The following is a 9,186-nucleotide window of genomic DNA, read 5'->3' as shown; positions in this document are numbered from 1 at the left end:
GGGTGCCGCGCCATCGCCGTCGTCCGGCGGGCCCGCCGTCATCCGCGTCGGCCCCCGACGCGCCGCAGGCCGCGTCGCCGTTAGTCGCGCCGCAGGCCGCGCCGCCGTTCGCCGAGCCGGAGCGCGTGCCGACGTTCGGGTCGCCGGAGCTCGCGATGCCGATCTCGGGGCTTTCTCCCGCCGATCTGCGCGACAGCTTCGACGAGATGCACTCGGGACACCGCCACGAGGCGATCGACATCCTCGCGCCGCGCGGCACGCCGGTCCGGGCCGTCGCCGACGGCACGATCCGAAAGCTCTTCCACAGCGTTCCGGGCGGGATCACGGTCTACGAATTCGATCCGACCGAAACGCTCTGCTTCTACTACGCCCATCTCGAGCGCTATGCCGACGGTCTCGGGGAAGGGCAGCGCGTGCGCGCCGGAGACACGATCGGGTACGTCGGAACGTCGGGGAACGCGCCGCCGCAGACACCGCACCTGCATTTCGCGATTTCCCGGCTCGGTCCCGAGAAGCGCTGGTGGGAGGGGACGCCGATCGACCCGTATCCCCTTCTTCGGAAAGCCGCTCCGGCGCCCTGAGCGATCGCCCGCCGCTCCCGCGAGGTTTCCCGAAGGTCCCCGACTATTGAAACTGCCGACCCCCGGCGGGAGAATCGTCGGGGGGCCTTCCATGTCGGAAAAAGAACAATTGATCTTCGCGATGCCGGGGCCGCTCGACGACGACCATCTCCGCCGGGTCAACGCGTACTGGCGGGCGGCCAACTACCTCTCCGTCGGGCAGATCTATCTCCTCGACAACCCGCTGTTGCGGCGGCCGCTCACGTCCGCGGACGTCAAGCCGCGTCTCCTCGGCCACTGGGGCACGACTCCGGGGCTGAACTTCATCTACGCCCACCTGAACCGCCTGATCAAGCAGCACGACCTCGACGTCGTCTACATCGCGGGTCCCGGCCACGGCGGCCCCGCGCTCGTCGCCAACACCTATCTCGAGGGAACGTACAGCGAGGTCTATCCGTCGATCACGCCCGACGCCGAAGGGATGAAGAAGCTCTTCAAGCAGTTCTCCTTCCCAGGCGGAATACCGAGCCACGTCGCGCCCGAGACTCCGGGTTCGATCCACGAGGGAGGAGAGCTCGGCTACGCGCTCGCGCACGCCTACGGCGCAGCGTTCGACAATCCGGATCTCCTCGTTGCGTGCGTGATCGGCGACGGCGAGGCGGAGACCGGTCCGCTCGCGGCTTCCTGGCACTCGAACAAGTTCCTGAACCCGGTCACCGACGGGGCGGTGCTCCCGATCCTCCATCTCAACGGCTACAAGATCGCGAATCCGGCGGTGCTCGCGCGGATCAGCCGCGGCGAGCTCGAGGAGCTCCTCCTCGGCTACGGACACACGCCGTATTTCGTCGAGGGATCCGATCCCCTCGACATGCACCAGAAGATGGCGGCGACGCTCGACGCGGTCGTCGCGGAGATCCAGGCGATCCAGGTGGATGCGCGCGCCGGCCGCACTTCCGGCCGCCCGCGATGGCCGATGATCGTGCTCGTGACGCCGAAAGGATGGACCGGCCCGAAGGAAGTCGACGGGAAGAAGATGGAAGGAAGCTGGCGGTCGCACCAGGTGCCGCTCTCAGACGTCGCCGGAAACCCCGCTCACCTCCGGATGCTCGAGCAGTGGATGCGGAGCTACGAGCCGGCGGAACTCTTCGATTCGGCGGGAAAGCTCCAGCCCGAGCTGGCGGAGCTCGCGCCGCTCGGAAGCCGGCGGATGGGCGCGACGCCGTACGCCAACGGCGGGAAGCTGCTGAAGGACCTTCGACTGCCCGACTTCCGCGCCTACGCGGTCGAGGTCGACCGGCCCGGCCGCGACCAGGCGGAGGCGACGCGCGTCCTCGGGGAATATCTCCGCGACGTGATCCGCGCGAACCCGAAGAACTTCCGGATGATGGGCCCCGACGAGACGGCGTCGAACCGGCTGAATCCCGTCTTCGAGGCGACCGATCGACGCTGGATGGCGGAGACGATTCCCGGCGACGACCATCTCTCTCCGGACGGCCGCGTCATGGAGGTCCTTTCCGAGCATCTCTGTCAAGGGTGGCTCGAGGGTTACCTTCTCACGGGCCGCCACGGGATCTTCTCGTGCTACGAAGCGTTCATCCACATCGTGGACGCGATGTTCAACCAGCACGCGAAATGGCTGAAGACGTCGCGCCGGGTCCCCTGGCGCCGGCCCATCGCCTCGTTGAACTACCTGCTCACCTCGCACGTCTGGCGGCAGGACCACAACGGCTTCTCGCATCAGGATCCCGGCTTCATCGACCACGTCGTCAACAAGAAGGCGGACGTGATCCGCGTGTATCTCCCGCCCGACGCGAACACGCTCCTCTCGGTCGCCGATCACTGCCTCCGGACCCGGAATTTCGTCAACGTGATCGTCGCCGGGAAGCAGCCCGGGCCGCAGTGGCTTTCCATGGAAGAAGCGGTGCGCCACTGCACGGAGGGGATCGGCATCTGGGAATGGGCGTCCAACGATCGCGGGAGCGAGCCCGACGTCGTGATGGCGTGCGCGGGCGACGTGCCGACGCTCGAGACGCTCGCCGCGGTCGACTTCCTGCGGCAGCGCGCGCCGGACCTCAAGATCCGCGTCGTCAACGTCGTCGATCTCATGACGCTGCAGCCGAGAGAAGAGCATCCGCACGGCCTTCCCGCGGCGCAGTTCGACGCGATCTTCACGACCGACAAGCCGATCATCTTCGCGTACCACGGCTATCCCTGGCTCATTCACCGGCTCGCTTACCGCCGCCGCAACCACGCGAACCTCCACGTCCGGGGCTACAAGGAGGAAGGGACGACGACGACGCCTTTCGACATGGTCGTCAAGAACGACCTCGATCGATTCCATCTCGCGGGCGACGTCGTCGACCGGGTCAAGAAGCTCGCCTCCTCGGCCGGTTACATCAAGCAGGAGATCCGCGATCGGCTGATCGAGCACCGGGCGCACATCGCGGAGAGAGGAGAGGATCTTCCGGAAATCCGCGACTGGAAGTGGGAAGGGTAAGCGGCGCGCCGGTACGCGCCAGACGGGGCCGATGCGTCCGGCCGCCCGCCCGACGCCCGCTCGTCGGTACGCCTCGGCCGCCGGCCGGGCTGCCCGAGCCCGCCGTCCGCTACGTCTGACGGCGCTCCGTTCCCGGCGAGCGACACCGAATTCCCGGGTTTCCCGATGAGGCGCGCCCTGTCATCCTGAGCCAGGCGGGAGTTGCCCGCTCGCTCCTCCCACTTTCGACTCGGAACTCGCGACTCGCGACGTTTCTGGCTTTCTTCTTGCACTTTTTCGCCGTGTGAAGTCCGTCTTTCTGTTCGCCACCGGAATCGAGAACAGCTCGCCCACGATCGAACACGGGAAGAAGCGGGTCGACGAGATGGAGAAGTGCGGCTTCTACCGGAACTGGAAGACCGACTTCGATCTCGTGCAGTCCCTCGGGATCTCCTTCCTGCGATACGGAACGGCGCTGTACCGCACGTTCCTCGGCGCCGACCGGTTCGACTGGGAATTCGCGGACGCGACGCTCGCGGACCTCCGGGAGCGGGACGTGACGCCGATCGCGGACCTCTGCCATTTCGGGGTGCCGGACTGGATCGGCGATTTCCAGAATCCCGATTTCCCGAAGCTCTTCGCCGGATACGCGGCGGCCTTCGCGCGCCGGTACCCCTGGATCCAGCTCTACACGCCGGTCAACGAGATGTACATCTGCGCGCTCTTCTCGGCGCGCTACGGCTGGTGGAACGAACAGAAGAGCGACGACCGCAGCTTCGTCACCGCGCTCAAGCACATCGTGAAGGCGAACGTGATGGCGATGGACGCGATCCTGAAGATCCGTCCGGACGCGATCTTCATCCAGAGCGAGTCCTCCGAATACTTCCACGCGGACAGCCCGGGATCGATCCGGCCGGCGGAGATCCTCAACGCCGAGCGGTTCCTGTCCCTGGACCTGAACTACGGGCGCCGCGTCAATTCCGAGATGTACGAGTTCCTCGCCGACCACGGATTGACACGGGACGAGTACCACTTCTTCCTCGGCAATTCGCTCAAGCACCACTGCATCATGGGCAACGACTACTACATCACCAACGAGCACCTCGTCGGGCGCGACGGCACGACGCGGCCGGCCGGCGAGGTCTTCGGCTACAGCGAGATCACGAGGCAGTACTACGCCCGGTACAAGCTCCCGGTGATGCACACCGAGACGAACCTGCACCAGGGACCGTCGGGCGAAGAGTCCGTGTCCTGGCTCTGGAAGGAGTGGGCCAACGTGCTCCGCGTCCGGAACGACGGCGTCCCGATCGTGGGGTTCACGTGGTATTCGCTGACCGACCAGGTCGACTGGGACGTCGCCCTCCGCGAGGATCGCGGGACGGTGAATCCGCTCGGTCTCTACGACCTCGACCGGAACATCCGCCCGGTGGGGCGCGCCTACAAGCGGCTGATCTCCGAATGGGGGAGCGTGCTGCCGACCCAGAGCGTCTGTCTCCAGGTTCCGCTGATCCCGCCTCGGCAGCACGAGGAGGGGCGAATGGCCTTCATCCCGCCGCCGAGGAGAACGGAGGAGAAAGGGAGCCGGAGCACCGACGCGCCCGCCAACGCGCAATGAACGGCAACGGCGATTCGGCGGCTCGATTTTCCGGAAGGGTGGCGATCGTGACCGGGGCGGCGAGCGGAATCGGGCTCGCGGTCGCGAAACGGTTCGGCCGCGAGGGAGCGAGGGTCGTCGTCGCCGATCTCGACCGCGGCGGGGCGGAGAGGGCCGCGGCCGGAGTGAAAGAGGAGGGCGCGCCCGACGCGTTCGGCAGCGCCTGCGACGTGAGCGCGGAGCACCAGGTCGACCGCACGGTCGCCGACGCGCTCGATCGTTTCGGCCGGTGGGACGTCCTCGTCAACAACGCCGGGCTGATGGTCTTCAAGCCTCTCGACGAGCTCACGACCGACGACTGGCTGAAGGTCTGGCGGGTCGATCTCATGGGCGCCTTCTATTTCACGAAGCAGGCCTTCGCGCGAATGGCCAGGGGCGGTGCGATCGTGAACGTCTCGAGCGTTCATGCCCGCGAGACGACCCCCGGAGTGGCTCCGTACGCCGCGGCCAAGGCGGCCCTCCTCTCGCTCACGCGTTCCGCGGCGCTCGAGGGCAAGCCGAAGGGACTGCGCGTCAACGCGATCCTTCCCGGCGCGGTCGACACGCCCATGTTGTGGAACAACCCGAACGTGAAATCCGGACTCGAGAAGATCCAGAGGGCCGACGTCGGAAAGCCCGAGGATCTCGCCGCGGTGATCGCGTTCCTCGCGTCGCCGGGGGCCGAGTTCGTGCAGGGCGCGTCGATTCTCGTCGACGGGGGAAGGCTCACGCACCTGTAGGCCGGCGCGGCGAGGCATCGAATGTTGCGCCGGGTGCCGGCGCATTCGTCCCGACAACCTCGCATGAGTTGCTGCCGCGATTTCGGGGCCGGAATCGCGCGGGTGGCGCGGCATGAGCCTGCGGCGAGCCGCTCGCCGCGCACGGATTCCGTAACCCTGTCCTCCGCGAGCGCCGAGCGGTCGCCGTCGGGCGGTGCCGCGACAGGACCCGCGCCGAACGTCCTTTTTCTGAAATCGCCGGCTGAACGAAAAAGAGCTGTTGCGCCGCAATGCGGCGCTCGCATCCCGACACCCTCGCATGAGTTGCTGCCGCGATTTCGGAGGCTCTCGTCGGGGCGGGTGGCGCGGGGCGCTCCGTGGAAGCCGCCCGTCGCGCACCCCGTCCTGTAACCCTTTCCGCAGCCTGCGCCGGGCGGATCCATCGGAGCGCGCCGTGACAGGACCCGCCCCCGCCTCCGCCGCGAAATCGCCGGCTGAACGAAAAAGACCCCACACGAGTGGGGTCTTTCATCGAACGGCTGACGCCGCTCTTTACGCGTTGAAGGACTTGCCGCAGCCGCAGCCGCCCGAGGCATTCGGGTTGTTGACCGAAAAACCCGCGCCCCGGAAGTCCTCGAGGTAGTCGACGCTGGCTCCCTTGAGATACATCGCGCTCTGCGGATCGACGACCACGTGGACGTCGCCCTGCGCGAACTCGGCGTCGTTCTCGTGCTTCTCGTCGAACGTGAAGCCGTACTGGAACCCGGAGCAGCCGCCGCCCTGGACGAACACGCGGAGCGGCTTCCCCGCGGATTCGGGCATCTGCGAGGCGAAATACTTGACCTTCTCGATCGCCTTCTCCGTCAGCGTCAGCAGGGGAGCATCCGCCGCCTGCGGAGGCGTCATGGGGGTCAAGGGACTGGACATTTCAGAAGACATCGGGGAACTCCTTCCGGCCGAAGAGCCGGGCTCTTCGGGTCGTCCGATTATGCCAGCCGGGGGCCGGGGGGTCAAGGAAGGATCGGGAGCCCGGTTAGGGAAAAGCTCTACCTGTACGGCAGGAGGCGGGGAGCCCCCCAATATCTTGTACCTTTTTCTTGACAAGTCCGATTGGGAGGTTTACCTTCAATTCAAAGCGAACGGCCAACCGAGAGCCACAACCGAGCCGGACTTCGCCATGCGATTCCCGGAACGGCCGTCGAAACGAGGAGGAGACGAAACCATGAGCCGTAGCGACGAGGAGATCCGGAAAGAGCTTCTCGCGGATGTGGACGCGCGGGAGTCCACGCCGCCGGGTCTTCGAGGGCTGACCTTCTCGAGGGTCTATTCCGACCCGTCGGTTCCTCCATTCGAGGCGCTCGAATGGGAGCTCCGAACCGCCGCGATCACGTCCGAAAAGGGTGAGACGATCTTCGAGCAGAAGAACGTCGAGGTGCCCAGGTCGTGGTCGCAGACCGCGACGAACATCGTCGTCCAGAAGTATTTCCACGGGAAGATCGGCACTCCCGAGCGCGAGACGTCGGTTCGCCAGCTCATCTCGCGCGTGGCGGACACGATCACGCGCTGGGGGCACGAAGGGGGCTATTTCCGGACGGCCGCGGACCGGGACGCGTTCCACGACGAGCTGACGGCTCTCCTCGTCAACCAGGTCATGTCGTTCAATTCCCCCGTCTGGTTCAACTGCGGCGTCGAGGCGAAGCCGCAGTGCTCGGCATGCTTCATCAACTCCGTCGAGGACTCCATGGCCTCGATTCTCACGCTCGCGAAGACCGAAGGGATGCTCTTCAAGTACGGCTCCGGGACGGGCTCCAACCTCTCGACGCTCCGCGGCTCGCGCGAGGGACTCTCCTCCGGCGGGACCGCTTCCGGGCCGCTCTCGTTCATGAAGGGGTTCGACTCGTTCGCGGGCGCGATCAAGTCGGGCGGAAAGACCCGGCGCGCCGCGAAGATGGTGATCCTGAACATCGATCATCCCGACATCGAGGAGTTCATCCTTTCCAAGGCGACCGAGGAGAAAAAGGCCTGGGCCCTGATCGACGCCGGCTACGACGGCTCTTTCAACGGCGAGGCGTATTCCTCGATCTTCTACCAGAACGCGAACCACTCGGTTCGCGTCAACGACGAGTTCATGAAGGCCGTCGAAAACGACGGCGAGTACTGGACGAAGGAAGTCCTGACCGGCCGTCCGTTCGAGTCGTTCCGCGCGCGCGACCTCATGAAGAAGATCGCCGACGCCGCGTGGATCTGCGGCGACCCCGGGATGCAGTACGACACGACGATCAACGACTGGAACCCGGTGAAGGCGACGCACCGGATCAACGCCTCGAATCCCTGCAGCGAATACATGTTCGTCGACGACTCCGCCTGCAACCTCGCGTCGTTGAACCTCATGAAGTTCGAGCGCGAGGACGGCACGTTCGACGTGGACCGGTTCAAGCACGCCGTCGACGTCACGATCACGGCGCAGGAGATCATGGTCGACAACGCGTCCTATCCGACCGACGCGATCGCGAAGAACTCCTACGCGATGCGTCCGCTCGGACTCGGCTACGCGAACCTCGGCGCGCTCCTGATGGCCTCCGGCCTCCCGTACGACTCCGACGAGGGGCGCGCGTACGCCGCCGCGATCACGTCGCTCATGTGCGGCGAGGCGTACCTGCAGTCGTCGAAGATCGCCGCGGAGATGGGGACCTTCGCGACCTACGCGCCGAACCGCGACGCGTTCCTCGGCGTGATCTCCATGCACCGGGACGCGTCGTACCAGATTCCGAAGGTCGGCGTTCCGACGGAACTCCACAACTGGGCGCAGGCGGTGTGGGACATGGCGCTCGAGTCGGGCTCGCAGTTCGGTTACAAGAACGGCCAGGTGACGGTGCTCGCCCCGACCGGGACGATCGGCTTCATGATGGACTGCGACACGACCGGGATCGAACCCGATCTCGCCCTCGTGAAGTACAAGAAGCTTGTCGGCGGCGGGACGATCAAGATCGTCAACCAGACGGTGCCGTTGGCGTTGAAGCGCCTCGGCTACGGGGAAGAGGACGTCAACCGGATCGTCTCCTACGTCGACGAGCAGGGAACGATCGAGGGCGCGCCGGGATTCAAGCCGGAGCATCTTCCGATCTTCGACTGCTCCTTCAAGGCCTTGAACGGCACCCGCTCGATCCACTACATGGGGCACGTCCGGATGATGGCGGCGGCGCAGCCGTTCCTCTCGGGAGCGATCTCGAAGACCGTCAACATGCCGACCGACGTCTCGCCGGACGACATCGCCGACACCTACGTCCAGGGCTGGAAGATGGGGCTGAAGGCGATCGCGATCTACCGGGACGGCTGCAAGCGGACCCAGCCGCTGAACACGGCGGCGTCCCGGAGCGACTCGAAGAACCCCGAGGCCCGCTCCACGCTCGAATACGTCGGCAAGGCCGTCGGTCTCGAGGCGCGGCCGTTCCGCCGCAAGCTCCCCGACGAGCGAGCCGCGATCACGCACAAGTTCAACGTCGCGGGCCACGAGGGGTACATCACGGTCGGCCTCTACGAGGACGGGCAGCCGGGCGAGATCTTCCTGACGATGTCGAAGGAGGGATCGACGGTTTCCGGGCTGATGGATTCGTTCGCGACGGCGATCTCGTTGACGCTCCAGTACGGGGTGCCGCTCGAGGCGCTCGTCGACAAGTTCTCGCACATGCGCTTCGAGCCGTCGGGATACACGAAGAACAAGGAGATCCCGATCGCGAAGTCGCTCGTCGACTACATCTTCCGCTGGCTCGGATCGAAGTTCCTCTCGGCCGAGCAGAA

6 protein-coding genes are annotated in these 9,186 nt (G+C 66.1%); 5 read left to right on the top strand and 1 reads right to left on the bottom strand.

Features of this window, described 5'->3' with window-relative positions; genetic code table 11:
* The 4 genes from VFS34_04300 to VFS34_04285 all read left to right on the top strand — a co-directional run.
* Positions 1–581 (top strand): M23 family metallopeptidase (locus VFS34_04300; GenBank protein ID HET9793663.1); only part of this gene is annotated, 581 nt, incomplete at its 5' end.
* Between the two features lie 91 nt (positions 582–672).
* Complete coding sequence (locus VFS34_04295; GenBank protein ID HET9793662.1) at positions 673–3,057, top strand: phosphoketolase family protein; 2,385 nt, start codon at positions 673–675, stop codon at positions 3,055–3,057.
* A 283-nt stretch (positions 3,058–3,340) separates the two neighbouring features.
* On the top strand, positions 3,341–4,651 hold the full coding sequence (locus VFS34_04290) for a family 1 glycosylhydrolase (protein HET9793661.1): 1,311 nt from the start codon (positions 3,341–3,343) through the stop codon (positions 4,649–4,651).
* Positions 4,652–4,689: 38 nt separating this feature from the next.
* A complete protein-coding gene (locus VFS34_04285) occupies positions 4,690–5,409 on the top strand; it encodes an SDR family NAD(P)-dependent oxidoreductase (GenBank protein ID HET9793660.1) in 720 nt (239 codons plus the stop codon).
* A gap of 531 nt (positions 5,410–5,940) precedes the next feature.
* Here the strand turns inward: VFS34_04285 and erpA are convergent.
* Positions 5,941–6,327, bottom strand: a complete 387-nt coding sequence (erpA, locus tag VFS34_04280; GenBank protein ID HET9793659.1) for an iron-sulfur cluster insertion protein ErpA — start codon at positions 6,325–6,327, stop codon at positions 5,941–5,943.
* 283 nt (positions 6,328–6,610) lie between these two features.
* On the opposite strand from erpA, the gene VFS34_04275 reads away from it, so the two are divergent.
* Positions 6,611–9,186, top strand: a 2,576-nt coding sequence (locus tag VFS34_04275) for a vitamin B12-dependent ribonucleotide reductase (protein HET9793658.1), incomplete at its 3' end; no start/stop codon positions are given.

It is taken from the genome of Thermoanaerobaculia bacterium, assembly GCA_035717485.1.
Taxonomy (GTDB): Bacteria; Acidobacteriota; Thermoanaerobaculia; order UBA5066; family DATFVB01; genus DATFVB01.
Note: the sequence above shows the minus strand (reverse complement) of the source record. Positions and strands in the feature narration are given on the sequence as shown.

Bases quoted from the DNA above. Each gene is read 5' to 3' on its own strand.
- erpA (HET9793659.1), bottom strand. From the start codon at position 6,327: ATGTCTTCTGAAATGTCCAGTCCCTTGACCCCCATGACGCCTCCGCAG.
- VFS34_04295 (HET9793662.1), top strand. From the start codon at position 673: ATGTCGGAAAAAGAACAATTGATCTTCGCGATGCCGGGGCCGCTCGAC.